The organism is Micromonospora sp. MGP-C2 (genome assembly GCF_057766525.1).
This window is the reverse complement of sequence record NZ_JBYMEN010000002.1, coordinates 4,966,005-4,984,763: the sequence shown is the minus strand read 5'-3', so window position 1 is coordinate 4,984,763 and position 18,759 is coordinate 4,966,005. Positions and strand designations below refer to the sequence as shown.

Annotated in this window: 23 protein-coding genes and 1 pseudogene; 10 read left to right on the top strand and 14 right to left on the bottom strand. The window is 71.2% G+C overall.

Annotation, left to right across the window (positions count from 1 at the left end):
- Positions 1 to 227: 227 nt before the first annotated feature.
- The gene (locus tag AC3CF1_RS22980) at positions 228 to 890 is read left to right on the top strand and encodes a flagellar biosynthesis protein FlgA (protein WP_488451240.1); all 663 of its coding nucleotides are present in this window, start codon (positions 228 to 230) and stop codon (positions 888 to 890) included.
- Positions 891 to 911: 21 nt separating this feature from the next.
- On the opposite strand, the gene AC3CF1_RS22975 is transcribed toward AC3CF1_RS22980, so the two are convergent.
- Positions 912 to 1,094 (bottom strand): hypothetical protein, encoded by a 183-nt coding sequence (locus tag AC3CF1_RS22975; protein ID WP_088952184.1) that lies wholly within the window; start codon positions 1,092 to 1,094, stop codon positions 912 to 914.
- Positions 1,095 to 1,225: 131 nt separating this feature from the next.
- Here AC3CF1_RS22975 and AC3CF1_RS22970 point away from each other — a divergent pair, with 131 nt between their 5' ends.
- Positions 1,226 to 1,618: a hypothetical protein gene (locus AC3CF1_RS22970; RefSeq protein WP_488451239.1), complete on the top strand. Its 393-nt coding sequence runs from the start codon at positions 1,226 to 1,228 to the stop codon at positions 1,616 to 1,618.
- 18 nt (positions 1,619 to 1,636) lie between these two features.
- Here the strand turns inward: AC3CF1_RS22970 and AC3CF1_RS22965 are convergent, their stop codons facing one another.
- Positions 1,637 to 2,119 (bottom strand): DUF2231 domain-containing protein, encoded by a 483-nt coding sequence (locus AC3CF1_RS22965; RefSeq protein ID WP_488452120.1) that lies wholly within the window; start codon positions 2,117 to 2,119, stop codon positions 1,637 to 1,639.
- A gap of 203 nt (positions 2,120 to 2,322) precedes the next feature.
- Between AC3CF1_RS22965 and AC3CF1_RS22960 the strand changes: the two are divergent.
- Positions 2,323 to 2,745, top strand: a pseudogene (locus AC3CF1_RS22960) (Fur family transcriptional regulator); the annotation flags it as partial.
- Between the two features lie 126 nt (positions 2,746 to 2,871).
- Entirely contained in the window at positions 2,872 to 3,735 is an 864-nt protein-coding gene (locus tag AC3CF1_RS22955; RefSeq protein ID WP_088951392.1) for an oxygenase MpaB family protein, read from the top strand.
- Between the two features lie 21 nt (positions 3,736 to 3,756).
- On the opposite strand, the gene AC3CF1_RS22950 is transcribed toward AC3CF1_RS22955, so the two are convergent.
- From AC3CF1_RS22950 to AC3CF1_RS22905, 10 genes are all read right to left on the bottom strand, one after another.
- Entirely contained in the window at positions 3,757 to 4,677 is a 921-nt protein-coding gene (locus AC3CF1_RS22950) for a RecB family exonuclease (protein WP_210925837.1), read from the bottom strand.
- 44 nt (positions 4,678 to 4,721) lie between these two features.
- Entirely contained in the window at positions 4,722 to 5,336 is a 615-nt protein-coding gene (locus AC3CF1_RS22945; protein WP_088951390.1) for a MarC family protein, read from the bottom strand.
- A 40-nt stretch (positions 5,337 to 5,376) separates the two neighbouring features.
- A complete protein-coding gene (locus AC3CF1_RS22940; protein WP_088951389.1) occupies positions 5,377 to 6,249 on the bottom strand; it encodes a PHP domain-containing protein in 873 nt (290 codons plus the stop codon).
- Positions 6,250 to 6,306: 57 nt separating this feature from the next.
- Positions 6,307 to 8,355 carry a SigE family RNA polymerase sigma factor gene (locus tag AC3CF1_RS22935; protein ID WP_488451238.1) on the bottom strand — a complete coding sequence of 683 codons (2,049 nt, stop codon included), beginning with the start codon at positions 8,353 to 8,355 and terminating at the stop codon, positions 6,307 to 6,309.
- A gap of 103 nt (positions 8,356 to 8,458) precedes the next feature.
- Positions 8,459 to 9,334, bottom strand: a complete 876-nt coding sequence (locus AC3CF1_RS22930; protein WP_088951386.1) for a PH domain-containing protein — start codon at positions 9,332 to 9,334, stop codon at positions 8,459 to 8,461.
- A 6-nt stretch (positions 9,335 to 9,340) separates the two neighbouring features.
- Positions 9,341 to 9,499 carry a hypothetical protein gene (locus tag AC3CF1_RS22925; protein ID WP_172862153.1) on the bottom strand — a complete coding sequence of 53 codons (159 nt, stop codon included), beginning with the start codon at positions 9,497 to 9,499 and terminating at the stop codon, positions 9,341 to 9,343.
- A gap of 116 nt (positions 9,500 to 9,615) precedes the next feature.
- Positions 9,616 to 10,293: a DUF6758 family protein gene (locus AC3CF1_RS22920; protein ID WP_327650505.1), complete on the bottom strand. Its 678-nt coding sequence runs from the start codon at positions 10,291 to 10,293 to the stop codon at positions 9,616 to 9,618.
- Between the two features lie 80 nt (positions 10,294 to 10,373).
- Entirely contained in the window at positions 10,374 to 10,997 is a 624-nt protein-coding gene (locus tag AC3CF1_RS22915) for a TrmH family RNA methyltransferase (protein ID WP_141912352.1), read from the bottom strand.
- A gap of 51 nt (positions 10,998 to 11,048) precedes the next feature.
- The gene (locus tag AC3CF1_RS22910) at positions 11,049 to 11,585 is read right to left on the bottom strand and encodes a hypothetical protein (RefSeq protein ID WP_172862152.1); all 537 of its coding nucleotides are present in this window, start codon (positions 11,583 to 11,585) and stop codon (positions 11,049 to 11,051) included.
- Positions 11,586 to 11,677: 92 nt separating this feature from the next.
- The gene (locus AC3CF1_RS22905) at positions 11,678 to 12,193 is read right to left on the bottom strand and encodes a MaoC family dehydratase (RefSeq protein ID WP_088951384.1); all 516 of its coding nucleotides are present in this window, start codon (positions 12,191 to 12,193) and stop codon (positions 11,678 to 11,680) included.
- A 548-nt stretch (positions 12,194 to 12,741) separates the two neighbouring features.
- Between AC3CF1_RS22905 and trxA the strand changes: the two genes are divergently transcribed.
- From trxA to AC3CF1_RS22890, 3 genes are all read left to right on the top strand, one after another.
- Positions 12,742 to 13,104: a thioredoxin gene (trxA, locus tag AC3CF1_RS22900; protein WP_030329190.1), complete on the top strand. Its 363-nt coding sequence runs from the start codon at positions 12,742 to 12,744 to the stop codon at positions 13,102 to 13,104.
- 150 nt (positions 13,105 to 13,254) lie between these two features.
- Entirely contained in the window at positions 13,255 to 13,695 is a 441-nt protein-coding gene (locus AC3CF1_RS22895; RefSeq protein ID WP_099856984.1) for a hypothetical protein, read from the top strand.
- Complete coding sequence (locus AC3CF1_RS22890; RefSeq protein ID WP_354983588.1) at positions 13,692 to 14,639, top strand: HTTM domain-containing protein; 948 nt, start codon at positions 13,692 to 13,694, stop codon at positions 14,637 to 14,639. Before AC3CF1_RS22895 ends, AC3CF1_RS22890 begins: the two co-directional genes overlap by 4 nt.
- Here the strand turns inward: AC3CF1_RS22890 and AC3CF1_RS22885 are convergent.
- The gene (locus AC3CF1_RS22885; RefSeq protein WP_355160576.1) at positions 14,603 to 15,022 is read right to left on the bottom strand and encodes a thiol-disulfide oxidoreductase DCC family protein; all 420 of its coding nucleotides are present in this window, start codon (positions 15,020 to 15,022) and stop codon (positions 14,603 to 14,605) included. The genes AC3CF1_RS22890 and AC3CF1_RS22885 overlap by 37 nt on opposite strands.
- Before the next feature lie 93 nt (positions 15,023 to 15,115).
- Between AC3CF1_RS22885 and AC3CF1_RS22880 the strand changes: the two genes are divergently transcribed.
- On the top strand, positions 15,116 to 16,162 hold the full coding sequence (locus AC3CF1_RS22880; RefSeq protein WP_354983586.1) for an Rv2578c family radical SAM protein: 1,047 nt from the start codon (positions 15,116 to 15,118) through the stop codon (positions 16,160 to 16,162).
- Between the two features lie 24 nt (positions 16,163 to 16,186).
- Positions 16,187 to 16,594, top strand: coding sequence for a CoA-binding protein (locus AC3CF1_RS22875; RefSeq protein ID WP_354983585.1), 408 nt, complete (start codon positions 16,187 to 16,189; stop codon positions 16,592 to 16,594).
- 238 nt (positions 16,595 to 16,832) lie between these two features.
- On the opposite strand, the gene AC3CF1_RS22870 is transcribed toward AC3CF1_RS22875, so the two are convergent.
- A complete protein-coding gene (locus AC3CF1_RS22870; protein WP_099850308.1) occupies positions 16,833 to 18,029 on the bottom strand; it encodes an acyl-CoA dehydrogenase family protein in 1,197 nt (398 codons plus the stop codon).
- A 177-nt stretch (positions 18,030 to 18,206) separates the two neighbouring features.
- Between AC3CF1_RS22870 and AC3CF1_RS22865 the strand changes: the two genes are divergently transcribed.
- Positions 18,207 to 18,746: a DUF4190 domain-containing protein gene (locus AC3CF1_RS22865; protein ID WP_210925848.1), complete on the top strand. Its 540-nt coding sequence runs from the start codon at positions 18,207 to 18,209 to the stop codon at positions 18,744 to 18,746.
- Positions 18,747 to 18,759 lie beyond the last annotated feature (13 nt).

The window sequence follows — 18,759 nt, the reverse complement described above, 5'->3', positions numbered from 1 at the left end:
GTTTACGGAAACCGGCCTGTCCCGGCTGCCCTGACACCCCGACTTCCTTGAAGTCGAGTCGATCAAGGCCGCTGCCATAGCAAATCGGGCCGGCCGGTGGGCGTTGCCCACAGGCCGGCCGGTTATCCACAGGCGCCGGCCGAGGGCCGACCAACCGCGGTTGGAACGGCCTAACCTGCCGCCGAGGGTGTCGCTGCGACGTCCTCGGACGGGAGGCGGCAGCAACGATGGGCGATCCAGATTCCGCACGGGCATTGCGTCCGCTGCGCCGGCTCACCCTGCCCGGCGGGCGCACCCTGCTCCGGGCCGGTCTGGTCGCCGTACTGCTCGGCCTGGCCGCTGCCATTCTGCACACCCCGACCAGTTGCCCGCCGACGGCCGAGCCATCCCGTGCGCCGACGGGGGCCGACGGCACGGCCGGGCGGTCCGACGAGGGCGGGCCGACCGCCCCCGGTGGGGCAGGGTCCACCGGCGACAGCGACACGGCCGGGCCACCGCCAACCGGAGCAGCCGCCGGAGACAGCTCGACCACCGGAGGCGGCACCGCCGGAGACGGCAGCACTGGCCGGGACGGCACGACCACCGGGAGCGGGAGGACCAGCCCGCTGCCGCTGCCCAGTGGCGCTGTCGGAGTGCCGGTCCGATTGGCCGAGCCGGCCGCGCTGGCGGTGGCCCGCCCGGGGACCCGGGTCGACCTGCTCGCCGCGGCACCGGGTGGGGCGGGCACCGAGGCGACGTTGCTCGCGTCCGCGGTGCTGGTGCTGGACGTGCTGGGCGCCGACGCGACCGACGGGTCCTCGGCGCTCTACCTGGCGCTACGCCCCGACCAGGCGAAACGCGCCGTCGGGCTCCCCGAGGGCACTCGATTCGCCATCGTCGTACGCGGTTGAGCGCTCACCGCACCAGCGGGGTCACTCCCAGTGCGGAGGGCGTTCGGCGAGCAGCCAGTCGTCGTTGCCACCCGACCGCTCGCCCCAGCCACGGTCGGTGTCGTCGGAGGTCTGCTCGGGCAGCACCACGAAGTCTTCGCTCAGGTCGACGGTGCGGTCGTCGTCGTCGCGTACGCCCTGCTTGCCGGGGTCCTCGGTGCTCACGAGCGGCAAGACTAGCGCAACCGGGTGTCTCCCCCACGTCGTTGACCCTCTGCTCCTGGGCAGAGTCGCCGCCGGTGGCACGCCGGTGAGAAACGACCCGCCCGCTCCCCACGTTGGTAGCGTCGGACGGCGTGACGACCCCCAGCGGTGGCAGCACCCCGGACGACTACTGGCGACGGCCCGGCACCGGTGCCGACGCGGTGCCGAACCATCCCCCCGCCACACCGCCGAGCGGCCCCACCAACCCACCGCAGAGCGGACACGCCGATCCAGCCCCGAGCGTGCCCACCGGCCCACCCCCGAGCGGGTACGCCGGCCCGCCGCCGAGCGTGCCGCCGCCGAGTGGTTGGCGTCCACCCGTACACCTTCAGCCGGCACCGCCGCGGCGGCTGCCACCGCAGGACATGGCCGACCTGGACGCGGCCGAGCAGCGCTCGCAGCGGGTCACCTACGGTTTCGGCGCGGCGGCCGCTGTGGTGCTGGTGGTCCTGTTCTGCCTGCTCTGCTCGCGGGTCATCTTCTAGAGCGGCGGGCAGAGCAGGTCACAGGGTGGTGCCCCAGACGGCCTCGGCGCCGCTGTGCCCGGTCAGGTAGACGTAGACCACGGCGGCGATGGACAGCGCCACGACCGCCACCGCCAGCACCGGAGTGACCAGCGCCGGCAGCTGCGGCACCCGGGGGTGCCCGCTGGTGACGACCAGCAGCAGGATGGCCCCGATTCCCAACGGCACGACGATGCGGAACAGGATGTCGCCGTAGCGGGAGTGCTCGAAGATCTGGTCGAGGATCTGCCCCTGGAAACCCCGGGCGACCAGCGCGTCGGTGAACACCTCTCCCGACTTGACGGCCACGAAGGCGGTCACCGGTGCGACCACGGCAAGGAGACCCAGGGCCCAGTCCAGCCGGTGCCGCCACCGTGGCAGACCGACGTACGCGATGGCCAGCACCGCCAGCAGCGGCACGAACACGACGACCGCGTGGACCACCAGGACGTGTGCCGGTAGACCCAGGATCTCCTCGAACATCGAATCCTCCAGGTGGATCACGGTCAGGGGTTGGTCAGCGTACGGTCCGCCGATCGTCCCGAGGCTCTCGACCGGAGACACGTGCGACGCGACCATCGGGTTCACCGTCCCGGGTCGTGAGCACGATCTTGCCGTGCTGTGTCGGTGGCCACCCGGGCCCGGCGACGGTTGTCGATGCTGGTCGCGCGTGCTGTCATTGGCCAATGTCCGGTGCCGAGGAGCTGCTGCGATCGAAGGGCCTGCGTGTCACGCGTCCACGCCTCGCGGTGCTCGACGTGCTCGACGGCGGCGGTCACCTGGAGGTCGACGAGATCACCCGGCGGGTCCGTGAACGCCTCGACTCGGTGTCCACCCAGGCGGTCTACGACGTGCTGGGTGCCCTGTCCCGGGCCGGGTTGTCCCGCCGGATCGAGCCGGCCGGCAGTCCCGCGCGTTACGAGGCGCGCGTCGGCGACAACCACCACCACGTGGTCTGCCGGGGCTGCGGCGAGATCGCCGACATCGACTGCGCGGTGGGCAGCGCGCCGTGTCTGGAGCCGAGCGTGTCGCACGGGTTCGTGGTGGACGAGGCGGAGGTGACCTTCTGGGGTCTCTGCCCGGGCTGCCGGGCTCGTCGCTCCGCCGATGTCCGACCACCCGACGTCCGACCACCCGACGTCCGACCCGCCGACGTCCGACCCGCCGACGTCTGATCCGCCGGCACCGACGGGACGTGCCCGACGAGGTCGGGGTGACCGTGGCACTCTTGGACGGTGGACTCCGATGACCTCGGCCTCTTCGGTCCGGGTTCGGTCACGTGGAAGGTGCACGAGGAGCCGATCCTGATCGTCGCGGGCCTGCGCTCGCTCTACCTCCAGGCGTTGCATCCCCGGGCGATGGCCGGGGTGGCGCAGAACAGCAACTACCGCGCCGACGCCTGGGGTCGCCTGGCCCGCACCGCCACCTACGTCGAGACCACCGTCTACGGGACCACCGCCGAGGCGGAGACGGCCGGGGCCCGGCTGCGCCGGCTGCACGACCGGCTGCGGGCCACCGATCCGCTCACCGGCGAGGAGTTCCGGATCGACGAGCCGGACCTGCTGCGCTGGGTGCACGTCACCGAGGTCGAGTCGTTCCTCAGCACGGCCCGGCGGGCCGGGCTGCCGCTCACCGACGAGGAGGTGGACGGCTATTACACCGAGCAGCGCCGGTCCGCCGCTCTGGTCGGCCTGGACCCGGCCACCGTCCCGGGCACCGCAGCCGAGGTCGCGGAGTACTACAGCGCCGTACGGCCGGAGCTGCGGATGACCCGGGAGGCCGCCGAGACGGCGATCTTCCTGACCGCCCCGCCGTTTCCGTGGAAGCTCAGCCTGCCAGCCCGGTTGGGGCTCAACCTCGGCCCGCCGCGGTGGGCGTATCTGGGGATCGCCGGCACCGCGTTCGGACTGCTGCCGGGGTGGGCGCGTCGGATGTACGGCGGGCTGGGCCTGCCCACCACCGCCCTGTCGGCGGACCTGTCCGTGCGCGCCCTGCGGCTCGCGTTCGCTGCCGTGCCCCGTCGCTATCTGGAGGGGCCGTTGATTCTGGCCGCCAAGGAGCGGGCCGCGCGTCACGCTGCCACCACGTTGGCCGGCTGACCCGGCGTCCGCCGCCGGGATTCAGCTGTCGGTGTGCCGGTCCACGGCCGCCCATGGTTCCTTGCCGGGCACCTGCGCGCCGGTCGGGCAGTGCCGCCGGAAGTCACACCAGCCGCAGCGCGGGCCGGGTGCCACCGGGAACGCCTCGTCCGCGTCGGCGCCGTCCGCGACCGCCCGTTCGGCGGTCATGATGTCGCGGGCCGTCTCCTCCGCGCGGGTCAACTGCCGGGCCAGCGACTCGACGGTGTGGTCGTGGCCGGCGACCGTGCCGGTCGGCAGGTGGTGCAGCTCCACCCGACGGCACGGCCGCCGGAACACCCGCTCGGCCGCGTACGCGTAGAGCGCCAACGCCTGCGAACCGCGCGCGTCGTCGGTGTCCAGCCCGCTGCGACCGGTCTTGTAGTCGACGATGACCAGCTCCGGCCCCTCTGGCCCGGGCCGGGAGTCGATCCGGTCGGCGCGACCGTTGAACGCCAGCACGGCGGTCTTGACCGCCACCACCCGCTCCACGCCGAGCGGGTCGGAGTCGGCCTCCAGCGTCTCGACGTACGCCTCCAACCAGCCCAACGCCCGCCGGTAGGCGGCCCGCTCCTGCTCGTCGTCGCGGTAGCCCTCGCGGACCCAGGTGCCCTTGAGCAGGGTGGCCAACGCCTCGGGGCGACGCCGATCGGCGGGCAACGCATACCAGTTCTTCAGGGCGGTGTGCACGCTGGCGCCCAGCGAGTTGTGCGCCCACGGCGCGCCCTTGGGTGGCGTCGGCCGGTCGACGTAGGAGTAGCGGTAGCGGCGTGGACAGTCCGCGAAAGCGCCGAGTTTGCTCGGTGTGCAGACGAAGAGGCGCTCCGGCATGCCCTCGAAGCCGAGCTGCTCGGCACCGCCGGCGCGTTGTTGGGGAGCCCGGCCACCGGCCGCCGGCCGTCCCGCTGAGGAGGATCGTCGCACGCCTGCGATCCTGCCACCCACCCCCGACACCGCTGGTGTGCCGGTCAGGTCATGTTGACGTACTGCGTGACGAAGGCGAACACCGCGTCGGCGATGAGCTGCACGGCGATCGCGGCCAGCAGCAGACCGGCGATCCTGGTCAGCACCTCGATCCCGCCTGGACGCAGGATCTTCACGATGCCCCCGGAGAAGCGGAGGACGATCCAGACCGCGAGCATCACGGCGAGGATCGCCACGGCGATCGCGGTGAAGTCGGCCAGCCCGTCGGCCTGCTGGACGAAGAGCATGGTGGCCACGATGGCACCGGGGCCGGCCAGCAGCGGAGTGCCCAGCGGCACCAGGGCGATGTTGGAGGTGGCTTCCGAGCTCGGGCCGTCGGTCTTGCCGGTCAGCAACTCCAGGGCGACGAGCACGAGCAGCAGCCCACCGGCCGCCTGCAACGCCGGCAGGTCCACGTGCAGGTAGTCCAGCAGGGTCTGCCCCGCCACCGCGAAGACCACGATCACGCCCAACGCCAGCGTGACGGCCTGCCAGGCCGCCCGGTTACGGTCGCGGGCGGGCAGCGGGCCGGTCAACGCCAGGAAGATCGGCATCATGCCCGGCGGGTCGGTGATCACCAGCAGGGTCACGAAAACCTCGCCAAACAGCTTCAGATCCACGTGATCAACCTAGCCGCGCCGAGATTCCCCAAAATGGGGATCAGCCGGAAGCGACCTCGGTCACGCCTTCGGCGACGATCCGCTCGTACGCCTCGACGCTGGTGCTGAACTCGCCGAGCTGGACGGTCTTGTGCGTGCCGTGGAAATCCGAGGAGCCGGTGACGAAGAGGCCCAGGTCGGCGGCGAGCGCCCGCACGTGCGCACGCTCGGCCGGGCTGTGGTCCTCGTGGTCGGCCTCGAGCCCGGCCAACCCGGCGGCGGCCAGCTCGGCGATCAACTCGTCGGGCACCACCCGGCCGCGTCGGGTGGCCCGGGGATGGGCGAAGACCGGCACACCGCCGGCCGACCGCACCAGCCGGATCGCCCGGAACACGTCGATGTCGTCCTTGGGCAACCGGTACCGCTCGCCCAGCCAGTCCGGGCCGAACGCCTCCCGGGTGCTGCCGACCAGGCCGACCCGGATCAGTGCCTGGGCGATGTGCGGCCGGCCCACAGTGCCGCCGCCCGCTCCGGCCAGGATGTCCGGCCAGCTCACGTCGATGCCGTCGGCGCGCAACAGCGCGACGATCCGTTCTCCGCGATCTTCCCGGGCGGCCCGCACCCGGGCCAGCTCGGCGACCAGTTCCGGGTGGTCCGGGTCGAACAGGTACGCCAGCAGGTGCAGCGGCACCGCCGGCTCGGTGCCGGACCAGCGGCAGGACAACTCCGCCCCCCGGACCAGGCGTAGTCCCGGCGGCAGCGCGCCGACGGCCGGCGCCCAGCCGGCGGTGGTGTCGTGGTCGGTGATCGCCAGCACGTCCAGCCCGGCCTGGGCGGCCGCGCGGACCAGCTCCGCCGGGGTCAGCGTGCCGTCGCTGGCCGTCGAGTGGGTGTGCAGGTCGATCCGCGGGGCGGCGCCGGTACGCGAGGTCACCGCACGACGCTACCCAGGGATAACCGAGCCCGCCTCGCGAAGGTCATCCCGACGGCGTCAGAAGCTGCTCACCAGGACCGGCCGCTCCCCGGCGGGCAGGCCGGGGACCGGCTCGGGGTTGGCGGGCTCTCCTGCCCGTACCCGGGCGGGGTCGACCCGGACCAGTGCACCGGCCTCGTCGAGGTATGAGGCGTGGGAGTCGTTGTTCCAGACGATCGTTCCGGTCATCGGCGGTCCGGCCGGAACGGCGGTCGTGACCGGCCCGAGTTGCCGCAGGTCGACCAGGAGGGCACGGTCGGCCTTGCCCACCCGTCCGTTCACCAGCAGCCACCGTCCGTCGGCGGAGATTTCGCCGACGCCGTCCTGGCTGAGGTCCGGCCCGCAGCCGGAGTCCACCGGGGTCAGGTGGCGCGTCGGGTCGAGCACGGCCAGGCAGGTCCCGCCCGGGTGGGTTGCGGCGATCTGGCCGACCAGCCGCCCGTCGGGCAGCGCTCCGTAGACGTGGAGGGTCTGTCGGTCGACGGCCGCGGGCAGCGGCCCGGCGCCGGGCCGCCAGAGGGTGTGGCCGGCGCTGGCGGGGTCGAGTCGGACCAGCACGTTGTCACCGACGAACCGGACGGGCTGGGCGTCCGCGGGCGCGGGCGTGCGTACCGCGCCGATGAGCTGGGTGCCGACCACCCCCGCCACCAGCAGGTCGCTGCCGTCACGCCAGGCGACCTGGCGGCTGTCCGGTGCCAGGACGATGGGGCCTGCCCCGGCCAGCAGGACCTGCACCAGGCCGTCGTTCTGCACCACCCAGAGGGATCGGCCGGCGGTGCTCGCCGTGCCGACCACCAACCAGCCGGTACCGCCGGGCAGGAGCTGGGCGTGTTCGGCCGGCCCGACGTCGGGTAGCACCAGCCGCTTCCCGTCGGCGCTGACCAGCGTCTCGCTCACCAGCAGGGACGCGGAGGTTCCCGGCGAGGGGCCGGGGCCCGGGGCGCTGGCCGTCGGGATCGGCCGGCTGGACGGGTCCGGGTCACCGATCACCACGATGGGCGCGCCGTCCCGCCTGGTCTCGGCACCGAGCTGGGCCATCCCGGCGCTCAGCAGCACGGTGACGGCCGCCGCGAGGGCGAGGCCGGTTGCGGTGCGCCGACGACGGATCCGGTTCGCGCGGCGGATCGCCTGACCCGCCGGGTCGGCTGCCAGGGGGCGGGCAAGGGCGACCTGGTGCGAGAGGGTCTCCCGCACCGCACCTTCCAGCTCGTCAGGCCGCACGTGGTTAGAACGCCGAGGGCCGTCCGTCAGGTTGTCGGACCGGCCCGGGAATCCGCTCACTGCTGCTCCCCGGAGCCCGTGCCGACGGGCACGGCCGCCGGGGCGGTGGGCAGCACGACCGGCGGGCCGATCGGACGCGGAGCGACAGGTCGGGGCGCGGCAGGGCGGGGCGCGGCAGGGCGGGGAACGGCTCGGCCTTCCGCCTGCCCGGGTCGGCGCGTCGCGGCGGCACCGGTGGTCGGGTGCTGCCCGGCCGGGGCGCCACGTCGGGGCGCCGGCAGCGGCCGGACGACCGTCGGCAGCCGGTGGTGCTTGCCGGCCGGCGATGCCGGCAGCGGCGGCAAGCTCCGCTGCGTCGGCTCCCAACCGTCGGCGCAGCGTGGCCAGGGCTCGCGACGCCTGGCTCTTCACCGTGCCCGGTGAGATGTCCAGCATCGCGGCGGTCTGCGCCTCCGACATGTCCTCGTAGTAGCGCAGCACCAACACCGCCCGCTGCCGGTTGGGCAACTCCCTGAGGTGCCGCCACAGCAGGTCACGGTCGAGCTGCTGCTCGATCTCGTCGACACCGGCGCGTTCGGGCAGCACCTCGGTCGGGCGTTCGCCGTGCCAGCGGCGCCGCCACCAGCTCGTCGACGTATTGACCATCACACGGCGGGCGTACGGCTCGACCGCCTCGATCCCACCGAGCCGCTTCCACGCGAGGTAGGTCTTGGTCAGTGCCGTCTGGAGCAGGTCCTCAGCAGTGGCCCAGTCTCCGGTGAGCAGATAAGCGGTGCGCAGGAGCGCGGCGGAGCGGGCCGCGACGAACTCGCGGAACTGCTCCTCCAACGAGTCCTTGCTCGCCACCGCCCACCTCCACACCCCAGTCGTCCTGGCAGAGTGCCACGTCAGAGGCGTTCCGGTCCATGACGAAAGGTGCGCACTTACTCCGATGTTCGGTCGAAAACCTTCACGCCCCGTCGTCGGCCTTGGCCTCGTCGGCTTCCTTGCCGAGCCGCGCCTCGACTGCCTGCGGCTCGTACATCTCCTCGACGACGCGTAGGTAGAGCTCGTTCGGGTTGGGCAGATTCTTGATCTCGCGGAGCGCCTGCTCCTGGCCGGCGGACTCCAGCACGAAGGTGCCGTAGTTGAGCGCTCGGCCGGTGGGGGTCTGCTCGTACTTCATGTCGGTGACCCGGACCAGCGGCATCATGGCCACCTTGCGGGTGACGATGCCGTTGACCACCATGACCCGCTTGTTGGTCAGGATGAAACGGTCATACCACCAGTCGGCGACCTTCCACGCCACCCAGCCCATCACCGCGAACCAGAGCAGCACGGCGATGGTGGTCAGCGCACCGACGTCCTGCCCGGCGAGGAAGCCGGAGAGGTAGCCGAGCACGAAGGTCGCCGCGACGCCGATCAACAGCGGGTTGGTGAGGTGGATCCAGTGCCGCTTCCACTCACCCCGGTAGCGCTCGGTGGGGAAGAGGTAGCGGGCCACCAGCGAACTGGGCTCGTCTTCCAGTGGCAGCACCCGCCGGGGAGTCGAACCGGTCGCGTCGGCGCGCAACCCGGCCAGCTCGTCCTCGGAGATCTGCGGCGGCTGGTAGCTCGCCTCCGGATCACGGATCCACCCTCGACCGGAGCGGCCCTGGCCGGCATAGCCGGGCCCGTCGCCATAGCCGACGTCGTCCGAAAGGGACGGACCGTCGGACAGGCCGGGACCGGCCCCGTAGCCCGGGCCGTCATCGGGCCCGATCCTCGGGATCGGCTCGGTGTCACGCTCGCGGCGTTCCCGGTCGGGGTCGTCCGGGTCGAAGGGTGGACCGGAGGGGCTGCCCATCGGCGGCTAGGCGACGAGACTGGTGAAGAAGTCGCCGAACCCCTGGGCGATGTCCATGACGCCGCCGCCGAGTGACTTGAACACATCCGCCGCAGAGTTTGGCCGGTAGGCGACGAAGAAGATCAAGAATGCGATTCCGGCCCAGGTGAGGACCTTCTTGACCATGGCGGGCCATCCTCTCGCGCGGCGCCGGGTCCCATTACCGCAGCGGCACCCAGAGTATCAGTGTGGCGTCGTACAGTGAATATCTGCGTCCGTTCTCCGTCAAACCGGGAGACTTGTCAGGCTCTCCCAGGTAAGTGCGGGGACGGTGCGCCGTACACGAGCTCGGGGGGAGTCCACTCGGTCAGGTCGTGTAGGACGACGTCTTCCGCGAGCAGGTGACCCGCACTCGCCGGCCAGGCTATCGCATGGAGCCACATTCCCCGAGCTTCGCCGGCGTACGCGCTTCGATCCGTTGGAGAATTCACCAACCACAGTGGAGTCGGATGCCCGGCGACCCTGATCCTGGCCTGCCCAACGTGGTCGGGGTGACCCGGCCCCGGGTCGGTCAACGCGTCCACCAGTTCCGGTCCCGGGTCCGGCCCGGCCAGTCCGGCGAGTCGTGTGCCCAGGCCGACACCCGGCTCCTCGGCCACGAAGACCAGGTCGGCCGGACCACCGCCGAGGGGCGCCGGGCCCGCGCAGGCCACCGCTGTCGCCCGCACTCCCGTCCGGTCGTCCCCGGCGTACGCCACCCCGGTGAGGGTCCAGCCGGGTGGCAGCGGCCACGGGCACCACAGCGGCGTGCCCGGCGGAGCCGCGGTCGCGGTGATGCGTTCCACCACGCTCGCCACGATCTCCGCTCCGATGTGCTCGGGCACGTGCAGGGGCGGCACCGGGCCGCAGCGCAGACACCTCGAGTCGGTGTGCATCAGATCCGGCGCCCTTACCGGGCCCCCGCATCTCGGACAACTCACCGCGACACTCACATCCCCACCGTTCTCCGGTGCCGCCGGTCCGTCAAGCGGGAACGTCCGATTCGGCACCCGGGCGCGGGTCAGTCCGGCGGCGGGCCGGCGTGGGCACGAATCCAGGCGTGCATCGCGATACCGCTGGCCACGCCCGCGTTGATCGACCTGGTCGAGCCGTACTGGGCGATGGAGTAGAGCTGGTCGCACGCGGCGCGGGCCGGCGCGGAGAGCCCCGGGCCCTCCTGGCCGAACAGCAGCACGCAGTCCCGGGGCAGGGTGCCGGTCTCCAACGGGCGCGACCCCGGCAGGTTGTCGATGCCGAACACCGGCAGCCGGCGCTCGCCCGCCCAGGCCACGAACTCCTCGATCGTCTCGTGATGGCGCACGTGCTGGTAGCGATCGGTCACCATCGCACCGCGCCGGTTCCACCGTCGCCGCCCGACGATGTGCACCTCGGCGGCGTTGAACGCGTTGGCGTTGCGGACCACCGTGCCGATGTTGAAGTCGTGCTGCCAGTTCTCGATCGCGACGTGGAAGCCGTGCCGGTGCCCGTCCAGGTCGGCGACGATCGCCTCGTGGCGCCAGTAGCGGTAGCGGTCGACGACGTTGCGCCGGTCCCCCTCCGCCAGCAACTGCGGGTCATAACGGGGGTCGTCCGGTGGGGTTCCCGGCCAGGGGCCCACACCCACCTCAAGCTGGTCGTCGGTCACGGTCATCAGAGGGTACGGGCCACGTCTGCGCTCGGCGCGACGACCTGCCGGTCAACCCAGTCCGAGCGCGGCGCCGAGCCGGTCCAGGAAGCGCCGGTCCGCAGGGCTGATCGGGTGCTCCGCCCGGCGTTCGCCGGGGCTGGGCACCGCGCCGCAGACGCGGGCCGCGACCGACTGCACCCACTGGCGGTACGCGGCCGAGTCGGCGGGGTCGGCGCGCCGCCCCAGCACCCGGCTCGCCGCCCGGCAGGCCGCCAGCAGGTCCACCAGATCGGTGAGCCGCTCGACGGGCTGCGGGGCGCCGTCGTGACGGGCGTAGATCGCGGCGACCACCGCGCGGACCAGATCGCTGTCGGAGGCTCGGCCCGCGGCAACGGCATCCAGGCCGGCCAGTCCTGCCAGGACACCGCGTTCCGTGCGGCCCGGCCCCGGGGCCACCGCGGCCACGAGAACCCGGCCGGGCAGACCGGTGAGCAGGTCCCACTCGGCGGCGGAATAGACAGCGGTGGTCAAGGGTGCGGCTCGGCGGCCGGCAGAGGGCGGCTCTCCGGCGACGGAGTGGCTCATCGAAACCTCCATCGCCAGCATATGCCCCGTAATGGGAACAGGGCCCCTTCCCCGGCAGAACCCGCTGCGGGGAAGGAGCCCGGGGGCTGGCTGCGACCGACTCGCGGCGACGCTCAGCGCGGCTCGGGGAAGCTGGGCCGCTCCGGATCCACTCCCTCGGGCACGGCGCTGGCCGCGTACTCCCGTTTGGGGACCATGACCTTGCGCCGGAAGACGCAGACCATCGTGCCGTCCTGGTTGTAGCCGCGGGTCTCCACCGACACCACGCCCCGGTCGGGCTTGGAACCCGACTCACGCTTGTCCAGCACGGTGGTCTCGCCGTAGATCGTGTCGCCGTGGAAGGTCGGCGCGACGTGCCGCAGCGACTCGACCTCCAGGTTGGCGATCGCCTTCCCACTGACGTCGGGCACCGACATGCCGAGCAGCAGGGAGTAGATGTAGTTGCCGACCACCACGTTGCGCTTGAACTGGCTGGCCGTCTCGGCGTAGTGCGCGTCCATGTGCAGCGGATGGTGGTTCATGGTGAGCAGGCAGAAGAGGTGATCGTCGTACTCGGTGACGGTCTTGCCCGGCCAGTGCCGGTAGACCGCGCCGACCTCGAACTCCTCGTAGTAGCGGCCGAACTGCATGCTGGTCCCCTTCGACGGGTGGCGATGGAGTTCGGCACAGCATGCCTTACCGAAGGTTAAGGCGACCGGCGGGGCGCGACGGCGGCGGAAAAGTCACACCGGTCACTCAAAACGGGGGGAGACGCAATGAGCGGCGGGGCCCTCCCCGGCACCCGCCGCCCACGCTCTGATGCCGAGAAGTGTGCCCTACGACAGCGTAGGTTCGACAGAGATCGGCGTCACATTTATCTTTTTGTAACACTACTCTCGGTGACGGTTCGGAGGTTGATCAGCGATCTCCGCAGGCCGGATACCTGCTTGTCAAGGCTCAAGTTACCGATTCGTACTGCTCAATCGGGTGGATCTCCCTGGAAACGCTCCCATCACCGCTGGTCACGCAAGTGCGTCATGCATTTGCGTTCCGCAGGCCGGGAAAGACAGACGTGGGTCGATGACCCTCGGGCCCCCTGCCAGCACGGAGGACGTTTCGTGCCCGACCGCCCGGGAATTCGATACGGTCAGCCCTGGTTCTACGGGACGTAGACAAACCGCGGTGATCGGAGAGTGCAATGGCAACCGTTGAGCTGACCTCGGCGAACTTCGACGAGGTGACCGGCAACGACGGCATCGTCCTGGTCGACTTCTGGGCCGACTGGTGTGGTCCGTGCAAGCGGTTCGCCCCGGTCTACGAGCGCTCCTCGGAAAAGCACCAGAACATCGTGTTCGGCAAGGTCGACACGGAGGCCCAGCAGGAGCTGGGCGCCAAGTTCGACATCCGGTCGATCCCGACGATCATGGCGATCCGCGACGGCGTCATCGTCTTCGCCCAGCCGGGCGCCCTTCCCGAGTCCGCACTCGAGAACCTGATCGAGCAGGTCGAGGCGCTGGACATGGACGACGTCCGTAAGCAGCTGGCCGAGCACAACCACTGAGTCGCCCACGGCGACACGCGAGGCCGGGCCCGGTTCGGGCCCGGCCTCCGTCGTACCCGGAGGCGCGCGCATGATCACCTTCCTGGGCAGGCCGGAGTGACCGTCGGCGGGACGCAAGGCAGCCGGTACATCCCGTATCGTCACGACCCGATGGAGACCCTGACCACCCGCGGGCGCGTGACCCGGCTCGGCGCGACCGCACTCGGCCTCGCCCTGCTGATCGTCGGCACCTTCTGGGGCAGCGACGACGACTTCCCGTTCGGCCCGTTCCGGATGTACTCCACCTCGAATCCGCCGAACGCACCCGCACCGGACACCCGCGTCGAGGGGGTGAACAGCTCCGGAGCCGTGATCGACCTCAACCAGGACGCGACCGGCATCCGTCGCGCCGAGATCGAGGGCCAACAGGCCCGTTACGCCGCCGACCCGACGCTGCTCACCGAGGTCGCCGACGCGTACGCCGAACGCCACCCCGACGCCCCCGCGCTGGTCGAGGTCCGCATCGTCATCCGCTGGCACGGCATCCGCGCCGGTCGACCGACCGGGCAGCACACCGACCAGACCGTCGTCCGCTGGCAGGCAACCCGATGACCCGCTGGTTGACCGAGGCCGTGCCCCGGGGCCGGGTGGCCGCCTTCCGGACCGTGATCTACCTCTTCGTCGCCGCCGACCTGGTGATCTTCACCCCCTGGGTTCGCACCCGCGTCAGCGTGCCCGGCGACCTGTACCGGCCGCTCCTGATCGGCCGCCTGCTCCCCCTGCCGACGCCAACCGAGACGTTGGTGACGGTGATCTTCTGGTCGTTGCTGGCGCTCGCACTCCTCGCCGCGACCGGCCGGGCACCCCGCCTGCTCGGCTGGGCGGTCTGCGCGCTGTACCTGGAGTGGATGATCATTGCGATGAGCTACGGGAAGGTCGACCACGACCGGTTCGGGCTGCTCATCGCGCTGGCCGTGCTGCCCACCGCCGGCCGGGCCCGGCACGGCGACACCACCCGCACCGAGGCTGGCGGCTGGGCCCTACGCGTCACCCAGATCGCGGTGATCTGCACGTACTTCCTGGCCGCCTTCGCCAAGCTGCGCTTCGGCGGCCTGGACTGGCTGACCGGCTCGGTCCTCGCCCGCGCGATCATCCGGCGCGGCACGGACCTGGCGGACCTGATCGCCCAAGTGCCGTACCTGCTGATCGTCGCCCAGTTCGGCATCGTGGCGTTCGAGCTGCTCAGCCCGGTGGTCTTCTTCCTGCCACCCCGCTGGCGACACGCCATGGTCGGCTTCTTCTACTCGTTCCACGTGGTCACCATCGCGACCATCACGATCTCGTTCGCGCCGCACCTGGCCGCGATGACCAGCTTCCTGCCGCTGGAGCGGGTCCGCCCGCTGGTCTGGGCCCGCCGGCTCATCGGCCGTGGCAGCCCCGCATCGACCTCGACGGACGTCGACACACTGCCGGACCAGGATCCCGTCGGCGCCAGCGCGAACACAGCGCCGCTCGGCGATCAGGCCCCGGTCGTCGGGCGTCCTGCCGGGCCGTAGAGCCGTTCACGGGCTTCCTGCGGCAGTGCGCAGGCCGCCGTGCCGCCCGGCAGGCGGTGCCGGTTGCGCGCCACCCAGCGGTACACCGGCCAGGCCCCGGCGCGCACCGGCGGGAACCGCAGGCCCGCCCCGGCGATCCGCCAGACCGGGCCACTGTCGGCGAGCAGCTTCGCGATGGCATCCGGACCGGCGGCACGTGCGCCGTCCGCCCCGACCCACTGCACGGCCTCCTCGCACTCGACCACGGTCAGGCCGAGCGCGTCCAGGTCCGTGAACTGCCAGGGCACCACCCGCGCACCAGTGGGGATCCGGCGCGCAATGAACTCGGCGCACTGCGTGCAGAACGCGCAGTCCCCGTCGTAGACGAAGGTCGACGTCTCCATGCTGTCCATCCTCCCCTCTCCGACCACCCGAACGACCACCGGTGTACGGCGGGTCACTTGCACTCCACTCGTACGCGTGTTCGAATAGTGGCCATGCGCTGGGACAACCTCACCGCTCCCCCGGTCGAGGGAGACCCCGAGCGGGCAGCGCCAGCGACGCCACCCCTGCCGCTGGCGCTGCCCGGCGCCATTGCCCGCACCTTCGACACCCCCGAGTTCGCCGGGATGACCTTCTACGAGGTGCAGGCCAAGTCCATCCTCAACCGCGTGCCCGGGCAGTCCCGCGTCCCATTCGAGTGGACCATCAACCCGTACCGTGGCTGTTCCCATGCTTGCACTTACTGTTTCGCGAGAAATACTCACACTTATCTCGACCTCGATGCCGGTGCGGACTTCGACCGGAAGGTGATCGTCAAGGTCAACGCCGGTGAGCTGGTCCGGCGCGAGTTGGCCGCGCCGAAATGGCGGGGCGCGCACGTGGCGATGGGCACCAACGTCGACTGCTACCAGCGGGCCGAGGGCCGCTACCGGCTGATGCCGCAGATCATCACGGCCCTGCGGGACTTCGCCAACCCGTTCTCGATCCTCACCAAGGGCACGCTGATCCTTCGCGACCTGCCCCTGCTGCGTCAGGCCGCCGAGGTCACCACAGTGGGCATCTCCTTCTCGGTGGGGTTCGTCGACGAGCAGCTCTGGCGTTCCGTCGAGCCGGGCACGCCGCATCCTCGCCGCCGGCTGGACGCGGTCCGGGCGCTCGCCGACGCCGGCTTCTCCGTCGGGGTGCTGATGGCCCCGATCCTGCCTGGCCTCAGCGACAGCGACGAGTCGATCGACGCCACCGTGTCGGCGATCGCCGCAGCCGGCGCTACCAGCCTGACCGCCCTGCCCCTGCACCTGCGTTCCGGCGCCCGGGAGTGGTACGCGCACTGGCTCGCCCGAGAGCACCCGCACCTCGTGCCCCGCTATCGCGAGCTCTACCGTGCCGGTGCGTACGCCCCTCAGGCGTACCAGCGGGAGTTGACCGCCCGGGTGCGGATCGCGGCACGCCGGCACGGGCTGCACCGCGGCGAGCGGGGCGACAACCGCAGCCTGCCCGAGCCGCCGCCACCGCCGGCTGCGGAGCAGTTGACTCTGCTCTAGTCGGCTCAGAGCTACAGTCGGCGGGTGCGTACCGCTTCGCAGATCCTCGCCGACTCCGCCGTGATCGCCGTCGTGGGTGCGTCCCGCGACCCGTTGAAGGCCGCGCACGGCGTGCCGTTGCAGATGCAGCAGCACGGCTGGCGCATCATCCCGGTCAACCCGACCGTCGACGAACTGTTCGGGGAACGGGCGTACAAGTCGCTGGCCGACATCCCGCACCCGGTCGACCTGGTGGACGTGTTCCGGCCGGCGGCCGACGCCGTGCAGGTGGTCCGGGACGCGGCGGCCATTGGTGCCCCCGCGGTCTGGCTGCAACTGGGCATCGTCTCGGCCGAGGCGCGGCGGATCGCCGAGGAGGCCGGCATGGACTACGTGGAAGACCGCTGTCTCATCGTCGAACGTGCCGCCGCCGGCCTCACCCGCCTCACCTGACCCACCCCGCTCCCGCGATCATGGAGTTGTGGTGCCAGCTTCGTGGGTTGGTCCTGGCGGTCCGCAGGGCCTGGCCAGAGAGCTGGCGAGCAGCAGGGCGAGGCGTCCGTCGGCGCGGACGGCCTCGGCGGAGAGCGTGATGCCTCTGAGTCATATTGATGCCTCACAGTCATCACGCTCGTGACCGAAGGCACGGACAGACCGACCGAGCGACGGGCAACCGATCAGCAGGCGCGGATCAGAGCTTGTACTCCTTGAGCAGGCCGCGGGAGATGATGGTCTTCTGGATCTCCGAGGTGCCCTCGCCGATGAGCAGGAACGGGGCCTCCCGCATCAGCCGCTCGATCTCGTACTCCTTGGAGTAGCCGTAGCCGCCGTGGATGCGGAACGCCTCCTGGACGACCTCGGCGCAGTATTCGGAGGCGAGCAGCTTGGCCATTCCGGCCTCGACGTCGTTGCGCTGACCGGCGTCCTTGAGCCGTGCGGCGTTGACCATGAGGGCGTGCGCGGCCTCGATCTTCGTACCCATCTCGGCGAGCTTGAATGCGATGGCCTGGTGCTTGGCGAGCGGCTGGCCGAACGTCTTGCGCTGCTGGGCGTAGCTGACCGCCAGCTCGAAGGCGCGGATGGAGATGCCGCAGGCGCGGGCGGCCACGTTGACCCGGCCCACCTCAATGCCGTCCATCATCTGGTAGAAGCCTCGGCCCACCTTGTCGGCGCCACCGAGGATCGCGGAGTCGGGCACTGTCACCCCGTCGAGGACCATCTCGGTGGTCTCGACGCCCTTGTAGCCCATCTTTTCGATCTTGCCGGGGATGGTGAGGCCGGGGGCGGTCTCGCCGAAGCCCGGCTCCTTCTCCAGCAGGAAGGTGCTCATGTTGCCGTAGACCGACTCGGCGCCGGTGTCGGTCTTGACCAGGGTGGCCACCACCGAGGAGTACGCCCCGTTGGTCAGCCACATCTTCTGGCCGTTGAGCACGTAGTTGTCGCCGTCTCGGACAGCCCGGGACTTGATCGCCGAGACGTCGGAGCCGGTCTCCGGCTCGGACATGGAGAACGCTCCGCGCACCTCGCCGGTGGCCATCTTCGGCAGGAGGCGGGCCTTCTGCTCGGCCGAGCCGTGCTGGGAGATCAGGTACGCCACGATGAAGTGGGTGTTGACGATGCCGGAGATCGACATCCATCCCCGGGACAGCTGCTCCACCACCAGCGCGTAGGTCAGCAGCGACTCGCCCAGGCCGCCGAACTCCTCGTCGATGGTGAGGCCGAACAGGCCCATCTCACGCATGCCGTCGAGGATGTCGGTGGGGTACTCGTCGGCGTGCTCCAGCCGCTGGGCGTGCGGAATGATCTCCTTGTCGGCGAAGTCCCGAACGGTCTCCAGGATCGACTGTTGCACATCGGTCAGGCCGGGCGTCTGGGCGAGTCGAGCCATCACAGCCTCCGGGGATCCGCGCACTACTCATGGGTAACTGAACGCTGGGTCAGTATCGGTCTCCGGAGCCGACGAGGCCAAGGTGACCAGTCCACACAACCGCTGTGAAAAGGTTCACCGCTGCGGGTAGCGTCCGGCAAGAGGGACTTTTCCGGCACCGGCAGGAGGAGGACAGCTGTGAGCTACCCACCGCCGTCGGGACCACCGTCAGACGAGCAGCCACCGTCACCCTACGAGCCGCCCCGGGACCAGTCGCCGTACGCGCCGCCGCCGGCCGGCCAGCCGCCGTACGCGCCACAACCGGACCAGCCGGCGTTCGAGCTGCCGGCGGAACGCTCACCGTACGGGCCACCTGCGGACGATCCGTCGCCGTACGGGCAGCAGGGGCCGCACCAGTCGGGGCACTGGAGTCAGCAGCCGCCGTACCCCCCGCAGGGCCCCTACGGTCAGTACGGCCCGCCGCCCTCCGGGCCGGGTCGGGGCACCAACGTGCTCGCGATCCTGTCGCTGGTGTTCGCCTTCGCCTTTCCGCCGGCCGGTGCCGTCCTCGGCCACGTGGCCAAGCGGCAGATCCGCACCAGCGGCGAGGAGGGTGACCAGCTCGCCACCTGGGGGCTGATCCTCGGCTACGTCTTCACCGGGCTCACCCTGCTGGCGTGCTGCGGCTGGCTGGCCCTCGTGGCCCTGGGCAACACCGGCGACAACGGCGGCTACTGACCGCCGCCACACT

Bases quoted from the DNA above. Each gene is read 5' to 3' on its own strand.
- AC3CF1_RS22880 (WP_354983586.1), top strand. From the start codon at position 15,116: ATGCGCTGGGACAACCTCACCGCTCCCCCGGTCGAGGGAGACCCCGAG.
- AC3CF1_RS22980 (WP_488451240.1), top strand. From the start codon at position 228: ATGGGCGATCCAGATTCCGCACGGGCATTGCGTCCGCTGCGCCGGCTC.
- AC3CF1_RS22895 (WP_099856984.1), top strand. From the start codon at position 13,255: ATGGAGACCCTGACCACCCGCGGGCGCGTGACCCGGCTCGGCGCGACC.
- AC3CF1_RS22870 (WP_099850308.1), bottom strand. From the start codon at position 18,029: ATGGCTCGACTCGCCCAGACGCCCGGCCTGACCGATGTGCAACAGTCG.
- AC3CF1_RS22890 (WP_354983588.1), top strand. From the start codon at position 13,692: ATGACCCGCTGGTTGACCGAGGCCGTGCCCCGGGGCCGGGTGGCCGCC.
- AC3CF1_RS22910 (WP_172862152.1), bottom strand. From the start codon at position 11,585: ATGCTGGCGATGGAGGTTTCGATGAGCCACTCCGTCGCCGGAGAGCCG.
- AC3CF1_RS22930 (WP_088951386.1), bottom strand. From the start codon at position 9,334: ATGGGCAGCCCCTCCGGTCCACCCTTCGACCCGGACGACCCCGACCGG.
- AC3CF1_RS22925 (WP_172862153.1), bottom strand. From the start codon at position 9,499: ATGGTCAAGAAGGTCCTCACCTGGGCCGGAATCGCATTCTTGATCTTC.
- AC3CF1_RS22965 (WP_488452120.1), bottom strand. From the start codon at position 2,119: ATGTTCGAGGAGATCCTGGGTCTACCGGCACACGTCCTGGTGGTCCAC.
- trxA (WP_030329190.1), top strand. From the start codon at position 12,742: ATGGCAACCGTTGAGCTGACCTCGGCGAACTTCGACGAGGTGACCGGC.
- AC3CF1_RS22905 (WP_088951384.1), bottom strand. From the start codon at position 12,193: ATGCAGTTCGGCCGCTACTACGAGGAGTTCGAGGTCGGCGCGGTCTAC.
- AC3CF1_RS22885 (WP_355160576.1), bottom strand. From the start codon at position 15,022: ATGGAGACGTCGACCTTCGTCTACGACGGGGACTGCGCGTTCTGCACG.